General features: G+C 57.2%; 20 protein-coding genes. 15 read left to right on the forward strand and 5 right to left on the reverse strand.

The annotated features are described in order from the left end of the window. Positions 1-16 precede the first annotated feature (16 nt). The gene (locus M5M_RS05580; RefSeq protein WP_015046494.1) at positions 17-370 is read left to right on the forward strand and encodes a hypothetical protein; all 354 of its coding nucleotides are present in this window, start codon (positions 17-19) and stop codon (positions 368-370) included. Here the strand turns inward: M5M_RS05580 and M5M_RS19360 are convergent. From M5M_RS19360 to M5M_RS05595, 3 genes are read right to left on the reverse strand one after another with little or no spacing between them, the layout of a single operon-like run. After that, positions 367-1869: an alpha/beta hydrolase gene (locus M5M_RS19360; protein ID WP_015046495.1), complete on the reverse strand. Its 1503-nt coding sequence runs from the start codon at positions 1867-1869 to the stop codon at positions 367-369. The genes M5M_RS05580 and M5M_RS19360 overlap by 4 nt on opposite strands. A gap of 27 nt (positions 1870-1896) precedes the next feature. Next, complete coding sequence (hda, locus tag M5M_RS05590) at positions 1897-2622, reverse strand: DnaA regulatory inactivator Hda (protein WP_015046496.1); 726 nt, start codon at positions 2620-2622, stop codon at positions 1897-1899. After that, positions 2622-3704 carry a DUF2066 domain-containing protein gene (locus tag M5M_RS05595; protein WP_015046497.1) on the reverse strand — a complete coding sequence of 361 codons (1083 nt, stop codon included), beginning with the start codon at positions 3702-3704 and terminating at the stop codon, positions 2622-2624. Before M5M_RS05595 ends, hda begins: the two co-directional genes overlap by 1 nt. Positions 3705-3855: 151 nt before the next feature. On the opposite strand from M5M_RS05595, the gene purM reads away from it, so the two are divergent. The 10 genes from purM (at position 3856) to M5M_RS05645 (ending at position 11530) form a co-directional block, all read left to right on the forward strand. Beyond that, positions 3856-4905, forward strand: coding sequence for a phosphoribosylformylglycinamidine cyclo-ligase (gene purM, locus M5M_RS05600; protein WP_015046498.1), 1050 nt, complete (start codon positions 3856-3858; stop codon positions 4903-4905). Next, positions 4905-5558: a phosphoribosylglycinamide formyltransferase gene (gene purN / locus M5M_RS05605; RefSeq protein ID WP_015046499.1), complete on the forward strand. Its 654-nt coding sequence runs from the start codon at positions 4905-4907 to the stop codon at positions 5556-5558. Before purM ends, purN begins: the two co-directional genes overlap by 1 nt. Before the next feature lie 11 nt (positions 5559-5569). After that, entirely contained in the window at positions 5570-6340 is a 771-nt protein-coding gene (locus tag M5M_RS05610) for a DUF3108 domain-containing protein (protein ID WP_015046500.1), read from the forward strand. A 47-nt stretch (positions 6341-6387) separates the two neighbouring features. Continuing rightward, the gene (locus tag M5M_RS05615; RefSeq protein WP_015046501.1) at positions 6388-6876 is read left to right on the forward strand and encodes an FKBP-type peptidyl-prolyl cis-trans isomerase; all 489 of its coding nucleotides are present in this window, start codon (positions 6388-6390) and stop codon (positions 6874-6876) included. Between the two features lie 168 nt (positions 6877-7044). Then, the gene (locus M5M_RS05620; protein WP_015046502.1) at positions 7045-7218 is read left to right on the forward strand and encodes a periplasmic nitrate reductase, NapE protein; all 174 of its coding nucleotides are present in this window, start codon (positions 7045-7047) and stop codon (positions 7216-7218) included. Between the two features lie 10 nt (positions 7219-7228). Beyond that, positions 7229-7696: a ferredoxin-type protein NapF gene (locus M5M_RS05625; protein ID WP_015046503.1), complete on the forward strand. Its 468-nt coding sequence runs from the start codon at positions 7229-7231 to the stop codon at positions 7694-7696. Further along, the gene (locus M5M_RS05630) at positions 7693-7998 is read left to right on the forward strand and encodes a chaperone NapD (RefSeq protein WP_015046504.1); all 306 of its coding nucleotides are present in this window, start codon (positions 7693-7695) and stop codon (positions 7996-7998) included. Before M5M_RS05625 ends, M5M_RS05630 begins: the two co-directional genes overlap by 4 nt. Next, positions 7985-10471, forward strand: coding sequence for a nitrate reductase catalytic subunit NapA (gene napA / locus M5M_RS05635; RefSeq protein WP_015046505.1), 2487 nt, complete (start codon positions 7985-7987; stop codon positions 10469-10471). Before M5M_RS05630 ends, napA begins: the two co-directional genes overlap by 14 nt. Positions 10472-10481: 10 nt before the next feature. Then, positions 10482-10934: a nitrate reductase cytochrome c-type subunit gene (locus M5M_RS05640; RefSeq protein ID WP_015046506.1), complete on the forward strand. Its 453-nt coding sequence runs from the start codon at positions 10482-10484 to the stop codon at positions 10932-10934. An 8-nt stretch (positions 10935-10942) separates the two neighbouring features. Beyond that, on the forward strand, positions 10943-11530 hold the full coding sequence (locus M5M_RS05645; RefSeq protein ID WP_015046507.1) for a cytochrome c3 family protein: 588 nt from the start codon (positions 10943-10945) through the stop codon (positions 11528-11530). 49 nt (positions 11531-11579) lie between these two features. Here the strand turns inward: M5M_RS05645 and lptG are convergent, their stop codons facing one another. Beyond that, on the reverse strand, positions 11580-12644 hold the full coding sequence (lptG, locus tag M5M_RS05650) for an LPS export ABC transporter permease LptG (RefSeq protein ID WP_015046508.1): 1065 nt from the start codon (positions 12642-12644) through the stop codon (positions 11580-11582). After that, the gene (lptF, locus tag M5M_RS05655) at positions 12637-13767 is read right to left on the reverse strand and encodes an LPS export ABC transporter permease LptF (RefSeq protein WP_015046509.1); all 1131 of its coding nucleotides are present in this window, start codon (positions 13765-13767) and stop codon (positions 12637-12639) included. Before lptF ends, lptG begins: the two co-directional genes overlap by 8 nt. A gap of 172 nt (positions 13768-13939) precedes the next feature. Here lptF and M5M_RS05660 point away from each other — a divergent pair, with 172 nt between their 5' ends. Genes M5M_RS05660 through M5M_RS05675 form a run of 4 tightly spaced genes read left to right on the forward strand, consistent with a single transcriptional unit; the run spans position 13940 to position 19615 of the window. After that, positions 13940-15412 carry a leucyl aminopeptidase gene (locus M5M_RS05660; RefSeq protein ID WP_015046510.1) on the forward strand — a complete coding sequence of 491 codons (1473 nt, stop codon included), beginning with the start codon at positions 13940-13942 and terminating at the stop codon, positions 15410-15412. Beyond that, positions 15412-15831 carry a DNA polymerase III subunit chi gene (locus M5M_RS05665; protein ID WP_015046511.1) on the forward strand — a complete coding sequence of 140 codons (420 nt, stop codon included), beginning with the start codon at positions 15412-15414 and terminating at the stop codon, positions 15829-15831. The genes M5M_RS05660 and M5M_RS05665 overlap by 1 nt, the downstream gene beginning before the upstream one ends. A 15-nt stretch (positions 15832-15846) precedes the next feature. Beyond that, positions 15847-16803 (forward strand): hypothetical protein, encoded by a 957-nt coding sequence (locus M5M_RS05670; protein ID WP_015046512.1) that lies wholly within the window; start codon positions 15847-15849, stop codon positions 16801-16803. Positions 16804-16852: 49 nt separating this feature from the next. Further along, positions 16853-19615, forward strand: a complete 2763-nt coding sequence (locus M5M_RS05675; protein ID WP_015046513.1) for a valine--tRNA ligase — start codon at positions 16853-16855, stop codon at positions 19613-19615. Positions 19616-19754 lie beyond the last annotated feature (139 nt).

Consider the following 19754-nt stretch of genomic DNA (forward strand, 5'->3'; position numbering starts at 1 on the left):
TCCCAAGGACTTACCGGTGCGATACACCCTCACTTCGCTGATTCTGATGTACGCCCTCACGAGCTGTGCGAAGTACCAGCTGTTACCTGATGACACCATCGACGACGCCTTCGACAATACCAAACAGCTCTACGACGAACATAAATTAAAAAAATCGGGAGCCAAAAAGCGCCAGTACTCCATCGAGTTGGACACCCGGGATCAGGACTGGAAAACAACCAACCGCGAATGCATTGCGCTCATCCAGAACCGCGCACAGGAGCAATCCGCCCAGGCCCCGGTTATTGTCAAGGAATCCAGCAAATACAATAAAAAAGCCGGTTTGATACGGTGTGAAATCACCGCCTTTATATGGCCTGTCGCCAATTAAAAACGTCGTTTCTCTGCGCGGAAACTGCCATGCAGCTTGCCAATACCACCAGCACCCTCTGCTTTACATATCGAAAACACAAATAAGCTTTTGCGTGAAACCTGGAAGCTGTCACCTTTGCTGGTAATACTGGCGCCCGCCCAGTCAATACGACTACCAGAAACCTTCATTGCCTGTTCGGTATGAATTGTCAGGCCGGTGCCGATCAGCACTGACTCATTAGCCTCCAACACCACACCAGAACCGGCCAATAACACATTGTCCAGTTTTACCACGCTGTCCTTTACCAGCAATTGGCCGATAGTCGCGTCACGGATTTCCAGGTATGCACAGTCTTTCACTGACAACCTGGCGTATGCACCGCTCAAAGGGGTGTTCGGGCAACCGGCAAGCGCGAGTGTAAGCATTTCCCCGGACGGTTGCCGAGGCTGCCAACGAAACCTGTCGATGAATGATGGCTCCAACAGTGTGCCCTGAATCCAGCGAACCACTTCTTCAGAATGGGTCGCCATCGGCACATGCCCGGCGTCCGGCAAGATGCTCAATTCCGATTCCGGGAAGGTGGCACGTAGCATGTACCCTGTGCGCAAGGGGGCCACCCTGTCTGCATCGCCCCACAAAATATACATGGGCAGAGGCAGATCTTCAGGCAAGTCAGAAAAATCAGTTTGCGCCAACGCTAGTGCAGCTTTTGCTGTGGGGGACTTTCCAAGCGCGAGCTCTCGGATCTGCCTCTGGTTTAGTACCTCGGAGGGGTCTCCCAACAAACTGACCTGTTCGATCAATGCGCCGGCAAAATCTACCGCAGAATAGGATCGGGCTTTAATCTGTTCAGGTAGCTGATCCAACGGAATCGGTCCTGTAGCCAACGACTTAACAAATGCCGTTCGCTCCAGAATGCCCGCAGCATCAACCAAGGACAAAGAGGTAAACAATTCGGGTCTTTTGGCGGCAGCATATAACGCAACAGCTCCTCCCATGGAGTGTCCAAGCAGGTGTGGCCTGATGTGCTTTTCCAGTACCAACCAATGCAGCAGCGCAGCGTAATTCGCCGGCGAATAGTCGCCCGCGGGTTGCGCTGAACGCCCGAAACCCGGCAAATCAATGGCAATCACCCTGAACTGTTCTGCGAGCCCAGGCAATGTTGGCAACCAGTCTTGCGCCGCGTGGGCACCCAAACCGTGCACCAGAAGCAAGGCGGGCTTATTAAGCTCGGCTGAGTCCAACAATGACAGCTCACTGTTAAACACCGGCTCAATTACGTGGGTCAGCGACCAATGGCGTTCACGGGCAAAAACCACCAGGGGATCGTCCTGTTGCCAGGGCTCTGCGCGGCTTGGCGACTGGCTATCAGCGGACTCAAACCTGGCTTCAACCACCTCTGACCAAGCATGCACTTTATCTTTGGCGTCTTGCCACCAGCTTGCCTGCCCGGGCGCAGGCCAACACAAACCGAGCCATAAAGTGACCTGACACACATACACATGAACGCGACGCATCTGCTGTCCTTGCAAATAAAAAAGAAATTAACTCCGGGCGTCAGTCTCTAGCACCTGCCGCACAAACGGTATTGTCAGCTTGCGCTGCTGTTGCAGGCTGGCGCGATCCAATTCATCGAGCAAACGGAACAAACCGTCCAGGTCGCGGGCAACCCGTTGAATCAGGTACTGGGCTACCTCGGGTGTGAGCTGAAGTCCACGTGCCTGGGCCCGCATTTGCAGCAATTCCAGTTTCTCTTCGTCATTCAACGGCTGCAATTGGCAAGACAACCCCCACTGCAAGCGCGATTTAAGGTCGGCCAACCCCACCTGCAAATGCGCCGGATTTTCACGCACGCACACCAACAGTGGCACGCCGGCATCGCGCAGACGATTGAACAGGTGAAACAGCCCCCGCTCCCAGTCCTTGTGACCCAGCACCTGATCCAGATCATCCAGACAAATGAGGTCCAGGTATTCCAGCCCGGACAAGGCCGCTTCTATGCCTTCAGCATCAAAGGCGTAATCACGCATAGTGGCCAGCGGCAGGTACTGCACCTGCCAACCGCGCGCCGAGGCTTCCAGACACAGGGCCTGGGCCAGATGACTGCGACCTTTGCCACCCCAAAGACAGACGTATTGCTCATCGCCACTGAGCAAGCGCTGGGCAGCGGTCAGCGCGAACTGGTTGGCTGAATCGGGCCGGGCATAAAAATTATCGAGCCGGGCATCGTCCGACAGGCCGATGCCGAGGGATAACTGCTGGGGGGGCATCAACGGTACCAGCGATACATCAAAGGGTTGGTTTCCGATCCGTCGGGGGCCTGCAGGGTTTGCATGGGTACCAACTTACGATCCAACTGCAGTGCCCGTTGCAAATGCGCCAGGTCGGCCTCCGGAGACAAATACAACACCAGGGTCGTGCCCTCGGCACGCGCCACACGCACGTCGCGCAGGGCTTCATGGTTTTCGAGATAGGTCAGCACTTCCCGGTAACGGGCAAAGCCATCCACATCGTTAACCGTCAGCACCAACTGACCGGTCAAGTCCTGGCCGGGCACAATGGCATAGCGGCTGGCCAGCAGATCGGCCAGCTGATCGATCATCGGTGCTGACCAGGCAGCGAGCGTCTGCGCCTGGGCATCGACCATATTCTGGGATTCGCCATCGAGCCACTGCCAGACGCCGCGGAATTCGCCGCTGCTGGTGCGACTGAAACGGCCGACCACAATGACTTCCGGTTGGTAGCGGGCCGAGGCTTCACGGATACTGGTTTCGTCAAACGACCACAGCTGATCGATGTTCACCACCATCTGGTCCTGCAGGTCCCACAACGGAAACTGAATGGGCAGGCCGCGGCGCAGGGCTTCCTGCCTAATAGACTGTTCCAGCTCCGGGGCTTTCACCAGCGCGCGCCCGTTCGGCCACTGATCTTCAATCAGCCAGACCAACAGGCTCGGACGGCTTGCGGGCCAATTGGGCAACTGTAAGCGCTTGAGCAATTTCTCCACTGCCGGCTCCGAGAACCGGAAAGTCAGGGCGAAGGCAGGCGACTCGACACCCTGCTCGTCGGTCAATGTCTGGTCAGAACGACCGTAGCCAAACTGCAGCACATAGTTTTGAGCCTGCGACAAATGGCTCGCCACCTCGGGCAGATCGGCTATTTTCCGGTCACCGGTGACCCGCACCAGTACCCGCGCCAGCGCATCGGCCGCCGCCACCTTGCGCGCCTCGTTCGACTGGCTGGCCACCAATTCCTGCACCTGATAAAGATCTACCCGTTGCTCAGCCTGCACCGACAATGCCACTACCGAAGCCATCATTGCCAACCAACGCCAGCAACCCGATCCCATCATATCCTTCTCCAGACCTGTTAGAGCGCGCCATTGTAGCAGCCCCACCGGCCGCTGAAAGGGCTGTTTTCACAAAGCCGGCAAGAGTGTCTTTACGCGGCTGGGGCTGGTAGAATGCACGCCTTTTTGCCAATCCAGTTTTGCGGATACATCCATGAGTTCAGACAAGCCCCAATCCCTCAGTTACAAAGACGCCGGTGTTGATATCGACGCAGGCGACGCCCTGGTAGAACGCATCAAGAGCGTAGCCGTGAAAACCCGCCGGCCCGAAGTGTTGGCAGGCCTGGGCGGATTCGGCGCCCTGTGCGAGATTCCCGAAGGTTACAAGCAGCCGGTACTGGTCAGCGGCACCGACGGCGTGGGCACCAAGCTGCGCCTGGCCATGGACCTGGAACACCACGACACCATCGGCATCGACCTGGTGGCCATGTGCGTAAACGATCTGGTGGTCGCCGGCGCCGAGCCGCTGTTTTTCCTGGATTATTACGCCACCGGCAAACTCAATGTGGATATTGCCGAGAAAGTGGTTATCGGTATCGGCGAGGGTTGTGAGCTGTCAGGCTGCTCCTTGGTAGGCGGCGAGACCGCCGAAATGCCCGGCATGTACGAGGGCGAAGACTACGACCTGGCGGGCTTCTGCGTGGGCGTGGTGGAAAAGTCCGAAATCATCGACGGCAGCAAAGTAGAAGCCGGCAATCTGCTGATCGGCCTGCCCTCCTCCGGCCCGCATTCCAACGGTTATTCCCTGATCCGTAAGATCATTGAAGTGTCCAAGGCAGACCTGAGCGAAACGCTTGAGGGCACGCCCTTGTCCGAATTGCTGATGGCCCCTACCCGCATCTACGTGAAAGCCCTGCTGTCGCTGATCAAAGGGTCCCAGGTGAACGCCATGGCCCACATCACTGGCGGCGGCATCACCGAAAACATTCCGCGCGTACTGCCCAAAGGCACCAAGGCCGTGATCGACCTCGACAGCTGGACGCTGCCACCGGTTTTCCGCTGGTTACAAGAAAAAGGCAATGTACAGGCGCGGGAAATGTTCCGCACCTTTAACTGCGGCGTGGGCATGGTCATTGCCATTCCGGCCGAACGCAAAGATGAAGCCCTGACCCTGCTGCGCAACGCCGGTGAAGCACCCTTTGTTATTGGCGCTATCGCTGAAGCCTCCGATGGCGAAGCCCAGGTTGAGCTCAAAGGTCTGTAATGACGGAACCCCGTATCGTGGTGCTGCTGTCCGGCAGCGGCACCAACCTGCAGGCACTGATCGACGCTGAAGCAGGCGGTGAACTGGGCGGCAAAATCGTTGGCGTCATCAGCAACCGCCCTGGCGTCAAAGGCTTGCAGCGCGCTGAAGCGGCAGGCATTGACGCGCAATTGCTGGACCACACCGGCTTTAGCTCCCGGGACGCCTTCGATGCAGCGCTGCAGTCTTTGATTGACCAGTATCGCCCCGACCTGGTGGTGCTGGCCGGCTTCATGCGGATTCTGACCCCGGCGTTCACAGAACACTACCAGGGCCGCATGCTCAACATTCATCCCTCGCTGCTGCCCAAATACCAAGGGCTGCACACGCACCAGCGCGCACTTGACGCCGGCGATGACTGTCACGGTGTCACCGTACACTTCGTCACGGCGGAACTGGATGGCGGACCCGCGGTCATACAAGCCATAGTGCCCATTATTGAGGGCGACACGGCAGAAAGCCTGTCAGCCAGGGTTCAGGTTCAGGAACATAAGATTTACCCCATGGCGGTGCGTTGGTTTGCCGAGGGCAGACTGAAGTATCACCAGGGTAAAGCCTGGCTGGACGAGCAATCCCTTTCGGTTGAAGGCTTTCAAATAGACACCCGTCACTGACAGGAGTTGATATGACGCTGAAGCAACTCAGAGGGATAGTGTTACTGATTTGCCTTGGACCACTGGTGAGCCACGCGCAGCCAGTGGCAGATACCCCTATGGTCGCGCCTGCTGAAGCCCAACCGGTGTTTCAGCTGCCCAAACCCTTTAAAGCCATTTACAAAACCCGGCTCTATGGCATCAAGCTTACTGCGACGCGCGAACTGGTGCAGCAGGAGGACGGACGCTGGTTCCTGCGTTTTGACATTGAGTCCTGGGTGGCCGGCCTGAAAGAACGTTCGCAATTTGAATGGGGGCAGGACGGCAAGGCCTTCAGTCATCATTATGAATTTCATCGCACCGGCCTGGCGCCAGATCGCCATATGGTGGTGGATTTCAACTGGGAAAAATACACCGCCACGAACACGCTCAACAAAGAGCCGCCCTGGACCATGGAGATCCCGGACGGTACGCTGGACAAACTCAATGCCACCATGCAGATTCGCGCAGACCTGAAAAACGGCAACGATACGTTGGTCTACTCGGTGGCCGATGGTGGTAAATTAAAGAAATTCCGCTTTGCCATCGATCGCGAAGAAACCATCGACACCCCGGTGGGCAAGCTCGAAACGGTGGTGGTCAAAACCCTGCGTAAAAACAAAAAACGCGAGACCTACAGCTACTTCGCCAAAGACTGGGACTATGTGTTGGTGCGCATCAGCCAAAAAGAACCCAACGGCGACAGCGCCACGGTCGATATCCAGCAAGGCTGGGTAGACGGCGAGCCCATTAAGGGCCGCTGATTATTCACGGGCGCAAGCCCTCATTCACCTGCAAAACAGGACTTCCCATGAAGGTTACCGACAAAGCCGTAGTGAGCATCCACTACACCCTCACCAACGACGAGGGCGAAACCATCGACTCATCCGCAGGTCACGATCCGCTGGATTACATTCAGGGCGTGGGCAATATCATTCCGGGCCTTGAGCGCGCGCTGGCCGACAAAGCAGTGGGCGATAAACTCCAGGTAACTATCGAAGCGGTTGACGGTTACGGCGAATTCAATCCGGAGCTGGTGCAGGAATTGCCCCGCAGCATGTTTGAAGGCGTAGACAATATCGAAGTCGGCATGGCCTTCCACGCTCAGACCGCTGCCGGCACCCAGGTGGTGGAAGTGATGGAAGTGGATGGCGACACCGTGACCATCAATGGCAACCACGCCCTGGCCGGTCAGCGTCTGCATTTTGATGTGGAAGTCACCGCGATCCGCGAAGCCACCGAAGACGAGCTCAGTCACGGCCACGTGCACAGTGCCGGCGGCTGCGGCCACGATCACTGATACACCTGCCTGAGGGACACACGCCCCTCAGGCATCCCCTCCCCTTCCAAACCGCCCACAAACTACCCACTTATTGATCTCGGTCATTTTTTGGTCATACCTCCTTTGGTTTACTAGACTTAATCCAGCCGCCATGGCCCCAGCGGGTCAAAGCCAAAGGGAAGAATAATGCCAAAGTATGAAGGACCGGAGACCCAAGCCCCCGTCTCCCGACGTGAAGAGCGCCACGCCTTTCTGGCGCTGGCCGTATTCGCCGCCCCTGTATTCGCCGTGGTTCTGGTTGCAGGCTACGGCTTTGTGGTCTGGATAAGCCAAATGCTGGCAGGGCCACCCAGTTACTGAGGTCGCCCGCATGAATGCGCTGTCACGCCGCGCGCTTTTACGCGCCCGGCCTGAAAACCCGGCTCCACGCCTGCCCTGGTTGGCAGATGATGCCCTCAACCGATGCACCCGCTGCGGCGATTGCATCAACGCCTGCGAGGAAGCCATTTTAATCAACGGCGACGGGGGCTTTCCGGCCATTGATTTCAACCTGGGCGGCTGCACTGCCTGCGGCGCCTGCGCCGACAGCTGCGCGCAGTCGGTGTTCGACCGGGCACTGCCGCTGTGGCCCCAACACGTGAACATTGGCGAGCAGTGCCTGGCGCGCAATGGCGTTTACTGCCAAAGCTGCCGCGATGGCTGCGGGCCGGCTGCCATCGCATTCGCACCAGCCCGGCCCATGCCGCAGCCGATGATCGATGCCAACGCCTGCACCCGTTGCGGCATGTGCATCGCCCTTTGCCCCGCCGACGCCATCAACTGGAGCCTGCCCGCATGATTGCCACCGATGCCACATTGCATATCGCCAGCCTGATTGTGCAGTGTTTGCCTGCCGCTCAGGCGCCGCTGAAACTGTTAATTGAAAGTCACCCCGGCGCAGAAGTGGGCGCCGAAGCCAGCGGCAAGCTGGTGGTGGTGATTGAAGCCACACACACCCAACAGATCATGGATTTCATTGATCGGGTACAACTCGAAGCCGGCGTTTTGTCAGCCACGCTGGTGTATCACTGCGACGATGCCGAAGGCGACGTCAGCCCCATTGACCCAAGTACACAGGAAGTCTGCTATGAAGCGCCGTGAATTTATCAAAGCCCAGGCCCTGGCCACCGCTGCTGCCGCCGCCGGCATTCAGGTTCCTGCCGGCGCCGCCAATCTGGTGACCGATGCCAGTAAAACCCAGCTTACCTGGAACAAGGCGCCCTGCCGTTTTTGCGGCACCGGTTGCGGTGTCAATGTCGCCACCAAAGATGGCAAGGTGGTGGCGACCCATGGCGATATCCAGTCGCCCGTCAATCGCGGCCTGAATTGCGTAAAAGGCTACTTCCTGTCAAAAATCATGTACGGCAAGGATCGCCTCACCACCCCCATGCTCCGCAAATCCAACGGCAAATACGATAAAAATGGCGACTTCACGCCCGTATCCTGGGACGAAGCCTTCGACATCATGGAAGAAAAATTCAAAGCGGCACTGAAAGAAAAAGGTCCGCAAGGTGTGGGCATGTTCGGCTCAGGGCAATGGACGGTGTGGGAAGGCTATGCTGCAGCCAAACTCTACAAAGCCGGCTTCCTGTCCAACAACATCGACCCCAATGCGCGCCACTGCATGGCCAGCGCCGTGGTCGGCTTCATGCGCACCTTCGGGATCGACGAACCCATGGGCTGTTACGACGACTTTGAAGCGGCCGATGCGTTTGTACTCTGGGGCTCCAACATGGCGGAAATGCACCCCATACTGTGGACCCGCATTACCGACCGCCGCCTGTCGCATCCGCACGTAAAAGTGGCCGTGCTCTCTACCTACGAACACCGCTCTTTTGAGCTGGCCGATATACCCATGGTGTTTTCACCGCAAACGGATCTGGCCATCCTCAATTACATTGCCAATTACATCATCGAAAACGACAAGGTGAATTGGGACTTCGTCAATAAGCACACCAATTTCCGCCAGGGCACCACCGATATCGGTTACGGTCTGCGCCCCACCCACGAAAAAGAAAAGGCGGCAAAAAATCCCGGTAGCGGCGATTCCAAACCGATCACTTTTAAAGAGTTTGCCGGCTTCGTCAAAAAGTACGATCTGGACTACACCCACAAATTATCAGGCGTGCCCAAAAACCGGCTGCAGGAGCTGGCAAAACTCTACGCCGATCCCAATACCAAAGTCATGTCGCTCTGGACCATGGGCTTCAATCAACACACCCGAGGGGTCTGGGCCAATAATCTGGTGTACAACATCCATTTGCTCACCGGAAAAATTTCTACACCGGGCAACAGCCCCTTCTCGCTCACCGGTCAGCCTTCGGCCTGCGGCACCGCGCGCGAAGTGGGCACCTTTGCCCACCGCTTACCGGCGGACATGGTGGTCACCAACCCCGAGCACCGGGCCTTCTCGGAAAAGAAATGGAAACTCCCCAAAGGTCTGCTGCCGGACTGGGTGGGCGCACACGCGGTATTGCAAAACCGCAAACTGAAAGACGGCGAAATCAACGCCTACTGGGTGCAGGTCAACAACAACATGCAGGCCGCCGCCAACATGATGGAAGAAGGTCTGCCCGGCTATCGCAACCCGAAAAACTTTATTGTAGTGAGCGACGCCTATCCAACGGTTACCGCACAGGCTGCCGACCTGATTTTGCCTACCGCCATGTGGGTTGAAAAAGAAGGGGCTTACGGCAACGCCGAACGTCGAACTCAATTCTGGCATCAACTGGTTGACGCGCCGGGCGAGGCGAAATCGGACTTGTGGCAGTTAATGGAATTTTCCAAGCGCTTCACCACCGATGAAGTCTGGCCTGCCGACATACTCAAAAAGAACCCGGGCTACAAAAACAAGTCTCTGTTTGACGTGCTATTTGCCAATGGTCAGGTCAACAAATACCCGAACGCGGATATCGCTGAAGGTTTCTCCAATCACGAATCGGAAGCCTTTGGCTTTTACGTGCAGAAAGGACTGTTCGAGGAATACGCCAGCTTCGGCCGGGGCAAAGCGCACGACCTGGATGCCTTCGACAACTACCACAACAACCGGGGTCTGCGTTGGCCCGTGGTGGACGGCAAGGAAACCCTCTGGCGGTTCCGTGAAGGCTCGGACCCCTATGTGAAAAAAGGCAAAGGCTTTGAGTTTTACGGTAAACCCGATGGCAAGGCAGTCATCTTCGCCCTGCCCTACGAGCCCGCTGCCGAAAGCCCCGACAAAGACTATGACCTGTGGCTGTCTACCGGACGCGTACTGGAACACTGGCATTCAGGCTCCATGACCCGGCGCGTGCCGGAACTGCACAAGAGCTACCCCAACGCCCAGGTGTTCATGCACCCTGACGACGCCAAAGACCGGGGCTTGCGCCGGGGCGATCAGGTCAGAGTCAAATCCCGACGCGGTGAAATTCTCACCCGGGTGGAAACCCGTGGCCGCAACAAGCCGCCACGCGGGCTGGTGTTTGTGCCCTGGTTTGATTCCAGCCAGCTGATCAATAAAGTCACCCTGGACGCCACGGATCCCTTATCAAAAGAAACGGATTTCAAAAAGTGCGCCGTTAAAGTGGAAAAGGCCTGAGGAGAGCATCATGAATAAACTGATTTGCTGCGCACTACTGAGTCTCGGCTGCCTGGCCACCCCCGTTGCACTGCAGGCCGACGACAACATTGCCACCACCCGCAATTACTCACTGGCCACAGACCCCGAGCCGCCACGGATGCCCAATGTGATTAATAACGATCAAAAACAGGCGCGTAGCTACCCCATGCAGCCACCGACGATCCCACACAAAATCGACAATTACCAGGTGGATATCAATACCAACAAATGCCTGAGCTGCCACAAGCGTTCGCGCACCGGTGAATCGCAAGCGCCCATGGTCAGCGTCACTCACTTCATGGACAGAGACGGAAACTTCCTGGCCGAAATATCACCCCGGCGCTATTTCTGCGAACAATGCCATGTGGTGCAGACCGACGCAAAAGTACTGGTGGATTCGGACTTTGTGGACATGTACGAACTGATTGAGAAAGGTCGCTAGGAGGCGAAATGCTACAGAGAATCAAGCGTTTCTGGTACGTCATCCGGCGCCCCAGCGTGCACTACAGTTTAGGCGCGCTGACACTGGGCGGCTTTCTCATGGGCATCATATTCTGGGGCGGATTCAACACCGCCATGGAATTCACCAATACCGAGACATTCTGCACCGGCTGCCACGAGATGCGTGAAAACGTTTACGCCGAGCTGCAAAATACCATCCACTTTTCCAATCGCTCCGGCGTGCGGGCAAAATGCTCTGATTGCCATGTGCCACACGACTGGACCTACAAGATCGCGCGTAAAATGCAGGCATCGAAAGAAGTCTGGGGCAAAATATTCGGCACCATCAATACCCGGGAGAAGTTCCTGGAAAAACGCCGCGAGCTGGCCGAGCACGAATGGGCGAGGCTGAAAGCAAACAATTCACTGGAATGCCGCAATTGTCACGAATTTGACTACATGGATTTTACCCGCCAATCCAAACGGGCTGCCGACATGCATTCAACCGCATTGGCCAGCGGCGAAAAAACCTGCATTGACTGCCACAAAGGCATCGCGCACGAACTGCCGGATATGAGTGGGGTTGAGGGTTGGTAGGATTTCTAGTTTCTAGTTACTAATAACTAGAAACTAGAAACTGTTTCTATCATCGCGTACGCGACAACAACCAGGCGCCAATCAGGAAACATATCCCGATCGGGATCATCACGGCTACAAAAGGTGAAAAGCCAAACACCAGACTCGCGGGCCCGAGCAACTCCTGACTCATGCGGAACACAATCGCCACGATCACGCCGGTAAATACCCGATAGCCCATGGTGACCTCCCGCAAAGGCCCGAAAATAAAACTGATGGCAATCAACACGAGGCCCGCCGTCGCCAATGGCTGCAGTGTTTTGTGCCAGAACGCCAGCCAATAGGCAGCGCTTTTCTGTTCGTGTTGATCCAGGTAGCGGGCGTATTCAAACAGGGTCTGGATGGCCAGCGTACGCGGTGGCATCACCAGCACATTGACCAGATCGGGCGACAGGTTAGTATCCCAGCGACGGGTCAGAAAATCGCTGGTGGTGAGCGTTTCGCCCTGATCGAAATGAGTGATCACACCTTGTTCCTCTAGCCAGTGATCGCCCTGAAACGTCGCCTGCTGAGAAAAGCTTGCGCTGATGAGTTCATGATTGTCGTCATACAGATAACGCGACACACCCAACAGTTTTCCGTTCGGCATCACCACATTGAAATGCAGAAACTCATCACCTTCCCGACTCCACAAACCCATCTGGCCGTCCAGATTGACTTTGTTGCCCTTTTTTACGGCCTTGTGGCTGGACGCCATTTGATCGGTGTGGGGCGTCACGTACTCACCCAGTGCGGCGCCAGCGAGAATCAGAACAAACACGGGCTTCATGACCGACCAGGCAATGCGCCCCACACTCACCCCGGCCGCCCGCATTATCACCAGTTCACTGGTGGCGGCCAATTGGCCGAGACCGATGAGGCAACCCGTCAAAGCCGCGAGCGGCAGTGTATTGTAAATCCGGGTGGGCAGCGTCAACGCCACATACATCATGGCGTCCCGAAAGGTATAGGTCCCTTTCATTTCGTCGATTTCATCCACCACCGCGGCGATCACATCGAGCGACAAAATCACCAGAAACACCACCAGAATGGCGCCAAAGACCGAACGGCCAATGTATTGGTCGAGCTTACGCATGGCCGGCCTCCTGGCTGCTGCTCGCAACCGGACGCTTCAACCAGCGGCGCAAATTGGCCCAGTTGAACATCACCAACGCCAACAGGAAAAACGCCAGATGAACCACCCACAAACCCAGCGCCGGATCGAGTTTTCCTGCCTTCACCTGATCCCTGGCCGCATTCAGCACCACCAGATAGACAATGTACAGAAAGATTGCCGGGATCATGCCGAGGTAACGGCCCTGACGGGGATTAGTGCGCGATAAGGGTATCGCCAGAAAACAGACGATAATAACGAGCAACGGCAGACTGAGCCGCCACTGCAAGCCGGAAATATGAATGGGCTTATCGGAACTCAGCAAGGTCGCCGTTGGTTCCGCTTCCACCTTGTAGCGCGCCTTCACTTTGGGCAGGCTGGTTTGCATCAACTGGCCGAAGGTATCAAAGGTCACTTCCTGATAGTTGGGCAAACCGGGGATGCCGGAATAGCGACGGCCCTCTTCGAGCACGAAGTAACGCCGCTTGTGTTCAGGGTCAAACAGCTGCAGCGCGCTGTCTGCCCTGACCACCGCCGATTCATCACCGGTCACCACCGTGCCGGGACTGATGTCGGCGATAAACACTTCGGTCAGGCGGTCCCGGTTTTTGCTGATTTTTTCCGTGTAAAAAGTGGCCTTGCCGCCGTTCATCGGCTGAAATTGTTCGGGCAACAACAAGTCGAACTCTCCGCGCGACTTTTGCGCTGCCAGCAAGTCCTCTACCGCAGCCACCCCTTTGGGCGCCAGCACCAGACTCAGATAGGCCACCACGAGAATAATCGGCAGCACGGCCAACAAGGTGTAGCCCAACAGTCGCCGCTGACTCAGGCCGCAGGCCGACAGCACCACCATTTCACTTTCTACATACAAGCGGCCATACACCAGCATGACGCCGATGAAGGTGCCCAGCGGCAGGATCAATTCGAGAAAACCGGGTAACCGGTAGGCCATGATCACCAGCAAGGCCGTGGGCGATAAATCCCCGGCTGCTGCTTCGGCGAGGTACCTGACAAAGGTGCCACTCATGAATATCAGCAGCAACACGCCACACACGGCCACCAACGTGAGCAATATCTCACGCGCTAAATAACGGAATATAATCAATGAACGCTCTCGCTCACTCTGGGCCTGATCGGACTGCGCTACGGGCAGGAAATTGTCGCCACGGGCAGCCCTTCGGCACAGGCTCTGTTAAACTCACCAGCAATGCGGGCATTATCCCCAATTGGATAGCCCTTGTCTGTACAGAGACACCAATTCAAGGAATACCGACACCATGAAGTTTACCGTTTCAAGCGCCGATATCATTGCTCAAAAAACCGCCTGCCTGGTTATCGCCAGCTTTGAAGATGGCGCCAGCAGCACCGAAACCGCCATTGATCAGGCCACCAGTGGCTTGCTGACCGCACTGCGTAAGCGCAAAGACTTTACCGGTGAAAACGGCCAGACACTGCTGATTCCCGCGACCAACTTGTCTGCGGAACGCCTGCTGCTGGTGGGATTGGGTAAACGCAAAGCCCTGACCCTGGACACGTTGCGCAAGGCGTTGGCTAAACTGGCCGACAGCTGCAAAACACTCAAAGCCAAAGACGCCGTGTTTGCCCTCGACGGTCTGGAGGGGATCAACGCCGACGCCACTGCCCGCGCACTCGCGCAGGCGCTGACCTGGTCGGCCTACAGCTACAGCACCACCAAATCAAAGAAACCCGATACCCCCGCGCTGACCAAAGCCACCTTCGCCATTAACAGCGGCACCCACAAAAAAGCAGTCAGTCAGGCACTGGACCTGGGCCTGGCTATTGGCGAAGGCTGCAACTTCACCCGCGAACTGGGCAACCTGCCGGCCAACATCTGTACCCCGACTTACCTCGCCGATATCGCTAAATCCTGGGCCAAAAGCCACGACAAGCTGAAAACCACTGTGCTTGATCGCAAGGACATGGAAAAGCTCGGCATGGGCAGCCTGCTGTCTGTGGCCGCCGGGTCCGACCAGCCTCCCAAATTGATCGTGATGGAGTACAACGGCGGCAAAGCCGGCGCCAAGCCGGTGGTTCTGGTGGGCAAAGGCGTGACCTTCGACACCGGCGGTATCAGCCTGAAGCCGGGCGAAGCCATGGATGAAATGAAATTCGACATGTGCGGCGCGGCCAGCGTGTTCGGCGCCATGCACGCCACGCTGGCCATGGGCCTGAAAATCAACCTGGTGTGCATCGTGCCTGCCACCGAAAACATGCCCAATGGTCACGCCACCAAACCCGGCGACGTGGTCACATCCATGTCAGGCCAGACCATCGAAGTGCTGAACACCGATGCCGAAGGTCGCCTGATTCTGTGTGATGCCCTCACCTATGCAGAACGCTTCAAACCCAAGTGTGTAGTGGATGTTGCGACCCTGACCGGCGCCTGCGTGATCGCCCTCGGCCACCACGCCACCGGCCTGTACGCCAACCAGCAACCCCTGGCCGACAAACTGCTCGCCGCGGGCGTGGCCGCCGGCGATAAAGCCTGGCAGATGCCATTGTGGGATGAATACCAGTCGCAACTGGATTCCAACTTTGCCGACATAGCCAACATCGGCGGCCGCCCGGGCGGTTCTGTTACCGCGGCCTGCTTCCTGTCCCGCTTCACCGGCAAGTATCAGTGGGCCCATCTGGATATCGCCGGTACCGCTTGGAAATCCGGCGCGGCCAAAGGCGCCACCGGTCGCCCTGTGCCATTGCTGTGTCAGTTCCTGATTGATCAGGCCTGATGACGCGGATTGATTTTCTGGCAGTGAACGACGCCTCACCCGAGGCGCGTTTACATCTGGCTGCCCGGCTGACACAACGCGCACTCCGGGAAGGCCGGCGGATTTTGATTGCCTGCACAGATGCGGGACAACAAGCGACACTGGACAGCCTGCTGTGGACCTTCGAGCCAGAAAGCTTTATTCCCCACGCAACCGACATTGCCGACCCGCAATCGCCGGTAACGCTTTGCACGGGTGAAGAATGTGGCGACCATCACGACGTACTGATCAATTTACAAAGCCCGGCGCCTGCGTTTTTTTCGCGCTTTGAGCGATTGTTTGAAGTGATTTGTCAGGATCCGTCGATACTTTCCAGCACTCGTGCGAACTGGGCCTATTACAAAAGCCGGGGCTATCCATTAGACTACAAAACGGTGTAAGTCGCAGACATCTTCATGGACGGCAAGAATCAACCCAAAACCAAAGCAGAGCTGTTGCAGGAACTGCAATCCATTCAATCCCTGCTCGATGAGCCGGAGGATGAACAGTTTCCGGCACTCGACGACGATGACATCCCTCTGCTGGACGAATTCCTGCTCGATGATGGTGAAAGCAATCCGGAGGAAGACGATTTCAACACCCTTCTGGATGAGGCGGCTGACGAAGCGTTAGAAGCCGATACATTGGATGCGCTTAATGCAGCCTACGCAGCCCTGACCGACGACCTGGCTTCCGAACAGCCTGAGGACAGAGACCATGAAACGGCCACCCAATCAACGACGCAATCGGCGCAGAATTCAGCAACGCCAACACCACGCCGAGATGCGCCACAGAACCCTGCACAAGCAGATCCGCAAGCTGCAGCTGCGCTGTCAGATGCTCAACAGCGTGCAGATGAGCCCGAAAATTCAATCGAGCCTGGTACGCGCCACCGTGAAGGCGCTGAAGCCGGAGTAACCAGCGAACATACGGACCCAGCCTCGCCCGCCCCCTTACCCGGGCAGCAAAGCTTGTTTGATGCGCCCAAGTCCGCACCGGCAACCTCCGCCAAGGAAGCCAAGCCGGCGTCCAGGCCCGAGCGCCAACCCCTGCCGCAAAAAGCCCGCGGGGAAAACCCGTTTCTCCCACAGCACATCCGCGAACGCCTGCGCGGCAATCAGGTATTGCCCAAAGCCGACTTCCTGCAACCGTCCACGCCGCCCGCGCATCAGGACCTGCCGGCCATGGTGGCGGAAAAACCGCCAGAATCCCCCAAGGCGCCACTGGCCGCTGAAACCGCGGTTTCCATCGATACCGAGCCCGATTTGAGCCCTTTGGTCGACCAGCTGGTGGCCGAAATCCTGCCCACCGTGGAAGCCCGCCTGCGCGAACTCATCGCCGAGCGCCTGACCAAGGACCCCCACGACCACTGACTCTTCAGGTATAATCGCCGCTTTTGCCAGTTCGACTGTTGAGAGCCCGATGGATAAGACGTATCAGCCAGCCAGCATTGAAACCCAGTGGTACCAGACCTGGGAGAAAAACGGCTATTTCAAGCCCTCAGGCAAGGGTGACCCCTACTGCATCATGATTCCGCCGCCCAATGTGACGGGCAGCCTGCACATGGGCCACGGTTTCCAGGAATCCATCATGGACGCCCTCATCCGCTATAACCGCATGAAGGGCAAAAACACCCTCTGGCAGGTTGGCACCGACCACGCCGGCATCGCCACCCAGATGGTGGTTGAACGCTTGCTGGACGCCGAAGGCGTGTCCCGCCACGACCTGGGCCGGGAAAAATTCCTGGAAAAAGTCTGGCAGTGGAAAGAGGAATCCGGCGGCACCATCACCCGCCAGCTGCGTCGCTTAGGCGCCAGCCCCGACTGGTCGCGCGAGCGCTTCACCATGGACGACGGCTTCTACAAAGCCGTGCAGGAAGTGTTCATCCAGCTCTACAAAGATGGCCTGATTTACCGCGGCAAACGGCTGGTGAACTGGGACCCGAAACTGCACACCGCCGTGTCCGATCTGGAAGTGATCAGCGAAGAAGAGAAAGGCTTCCTGTGGCATTTCCGCTACCCGTTGGCCGATGGCTCCGGCCATATTGTGGTGGCCACTACCCGCCCCGAAACCATGCTGGGCGATACCGCCGTGGCGGTTCACCCGGAAGACGAGCGCTACCAACAGCTCGTGGGCAAGATGATCAAGCTGCCGCTCACCGATCGCGAAATTCCCATTATCGCCGACGATTATGTGGACAAGGATTTCGGTACCGGTTGCGTGAAGATTACGCCGGCACACGATTTCAACGACTATGAAATGGGCAAACGCCACAACCTGCCCATCATCAACATCCTCACCGACGATGCCGATCTGAATGATGACGTGCCGGAAAAATACCGCGGCATGGAACGCTTTGCTGCGCGAAAACAAATTGTCGCCGATTTCGAGGCGCTGGGTCTGCTGGAAAAAATCGACGACCACGTGCTGAAAGTCCCCCGTGGCGACCGCACCGGCGTGGTCATCGAACCCTACCTCACCGACCAATGGTACGTAAAAACCGCGCCCTTGGCTGAGCAGGCGATCAAAGCGGTGGAAGACGGCGACATCAAATTCGTGCCGCAACAATACGAGAACATGTACTTCTCCTGGATGCGCGACATTCAGGACTGGTGCATTTCCCGCCAGCTGTGGTGGGGTCACCGGATTCCCGCCTGGTACGATGCCGAGGGCAACATTTATGTGGGCCGTTCGGAAGCTGACGTACGCGCGGAAAATAATCTGCCTGATGATCTCGAGCTCAAGCAGGACGACGACGTACTGGACACCTGGTTCAGCTCCGGCCTGTGGACCTTCGGCACCCTGGGCTGGCCGGAAAACACCGAAGAACTGAAGACCTTCCACCCCACCGACGTGCTGGTAACCGGCTTCGATATCATTTTCTTCTGGGTCGCCCGCATGATCATGCTGACCCTGCATTTCCGCAAGGAAATCCCCTTCCACACGGTGTATGTGCACGGTCTGGTGCGGGATTCCCAGGGTCAGAAAATGTCCAAGTCCAAGGGCAATGTGCTGGACCCGATCGATCTGATCGACGGCATTGATCTGGAATCGCTGGTGGCGAAACGCACGGCCGGTATGATGCAGCCGCACCTGCGCGACAAAATTGAAAAACAGACCCGCAAGGAATTTCCCGACGGCATCAACGCCTACGGCACCGACGCACTGCGCTACACCTACTACTCGCTCGCCTCCACCGGCCGCGACATCAAGTTTGACGTGGGCCGCATCGAAGGTTTCCGCAACTTCTGCAATAAAATCTGGAACGCCACCAACTATGTTCTGATGAATTGCGAAGATCAGGATTGCGGTGCCGACGGCAGCGCTGACTATGAGTTGTCGTTAGCGGACAAATGGATCATTTCCAAACTGCAGGAAACCGAAATTGCCGTTGCAGAGGGCGTGGAAAGTTACCGCCTGGATCTGGCGTCACAAGCCCTGTACGACTTTGTCTGGAATGAATACTGCGCCTGGTATCTGGAGCTGTCCAAGCCCGTACTGTGGGATGACAACGCCAGCGCCGCCCAGAAAAAAGGCACCCGCCGCACCCTAATCCGCGTGCTGGAAGTCATCCTGCGTCTGGCGCACCCGCTGATGCCGTTTATCACCGAAGAAATCTGGCAGAAGGTGAAAACCCTGGCCGGCCAATCCGGTGACACCATCATGCATCAACCCTACCCGGTGGCCGATACTTCCAAAATCGATGCCGCGGCCATTGCCGACCTGGAGTGGATCAAGCAGGCGGTGGTTGCCGTGCGCAACATCCGCGGCGAAATGAACATCGCCCCGGGCAAAGCCATTCCGGTGCTGGTGGTCAATGCCAACACCGACGACTTGCGCCGCATTGAGGAAAACCGCCCATTCCTGACCAAACTGGCCAATCTGGAATCCATCGCCCCGCTCGAGGGTGAGGCGCCCATGTCGGCCACCGCGCTGGTGGGCAAGATGGAATTGCTGGTACCCATGGCCGGCCTGATCGACACCGCCGCTGAACTGGCGCGCCTCGACAAGGAAATCGAAAAACTCACCAAGGAAGTCGTCAAAACCGAAGGCAAGCTGAACAATCCCAAGTTTGTGGACAAGGCTCCGACCGAGGTGGTGGACAAAGAGCGGGAACGGCTGGCAGATTTCCAGGCCTCCATTGCCAAATTAACGGAACAAAAAGCCAAAATGGCCGCCCTATAAGCCTACCGGCGAATCCGCCACGGTTCCGCCGTGGCGGTATTCCTGCCAACAACCCCACTCTACCCCGCAATTATTGGTACAAAATTCCGCCAAACTGGGGATTTTCCACACGTTATTCGAATTATGAGGCTTAGTGCGG

Source organism: Simiduia agarivorans SA1 = DSM 21679, from assembly GCF_000305785.2.
Taxonomy (GTDB): Bacteria; Pseudomonadota; Gammaproteobacteria; order Pseudomonadales; family Cellvibrionaceae; genus Simiduia; species Simiduia agarivorans.

Coding starts and splice junctions, on each gene's coding strand:
- M5M_RS05640 (WP_015046506.1), top strand. CDS start 10,482: ATGAATAAACTGATTTGCTGCGCACTACTGAGTCTCGGCTGCCTGGCC.
- purN (WP_015046499.1), top strand. CDS start 4,905: ATGACGGAACCCCGTATCGTGGTGCTGCTGTCCGGCAGCGGCACCAAC.
- M5M_RS05630 (WP_015046504.1), top strand. CDS start 7,693: ATGATTGCCACCGATGCCACATTGCATATCGCCAGCCTGATTGTGCAG.
- M5M_RS05665 (WP_015046511.1), top strand. CDS start 15,412: ATGACGCGGATTGATTTTCTGGCAGTGAACGACGCCTCACCCGAGGCG.
- lptG (WP_015046508.1), bottom strand. CDS start 12,644: ATGCGTAAGCTCGACCAATACATTGGCCGTTCGGTCTTTGGCGCCATT.
- M5M_RS05595 (WP_015046497.1), bottom strand. CDS start 3,704: ATGATGGGATCGGGTTGCTGGCGTTGGTTGGCAATGATGGCTTCGGTA.
- M5M_RS05675 (WP_015046513.1), top strand. CDS start 16,853: ATGGATAAGACGTATCAGCCAGCCAGCATTGAAACCCAGTGGTACCAG.
- M5M_RS05625 (WP_015046503.1), top strand. CDS start 7,229: ATGAATGCGCTGTCACGCCGCGCGCTTTTACGCGCCCGGCCTGAAAAC.
- M5M_RS05620 (WP_015046502.1), top strand. CDS start 7,045: ATGCCAAAGTATGAAGGACCGGAGACCCAAGCCCCCGTCTCCCGACGT.
- M5M_RS05615 (WP_015046501.1), top strand. CDS start 6,388: ATGAAGGTTACCGACAAAGCCGTAGTGAGCATCCACTACACCCTCACC.
- napA (WP_015046505.1), top strand. CDS start 7,985: ATGAAGCGCCGTGAATTTATCAAAGCCCAGGCCCTGGCCACCGCTGCT.
- hda (WP_015046496.1), bottom strand. CDS start 2,622: ATGCCCCCCCAGCAGTTATCCCTCGGCATCGGCCTGTCGGACGATGCC.
- M5M_RS05610 (WP_015046500.1), top strand. CDS start 5,570: ATGACGCTGAAGCAACTCAGAGGGATAGTGTTACTGATTTGCCTTGGA.
- M5M_RS19360 (WP_015046495.1), bottom strand. CDS start 1,869: ATGCGTCGCGTTCATGTGTATGTGTGTCAGGTCACTTTATGGCTCGGT.
- M5M_RS05645 (WP_015046507.1), top strand. CDS start 10,943: ATGCTACAGAGAATCAAGCGTTTCTGGTACGTCATCCGGCGCCCCAGC.
- M5M_RS05670 (WP_015046512.1), top strand. CDS start 15,847: ATGGACGGCAAGAATCAACCCAAAACCAAAGCAGAGCTGTTGCAGGAA.
- purM (WP_015046498.1), top strand. CDS start 3,856: ATGAGTTCAGACAAGCCCCAATCCCTCAGTTACAAAGACGCCGGTGTT.
- M5M_RS05660 (WP_015046510.1), top strand. CDS start 13,940: ATGAAGTTTACCGTTTCAAGCGCCGATATCATTGCTCAAAAAACCGCC.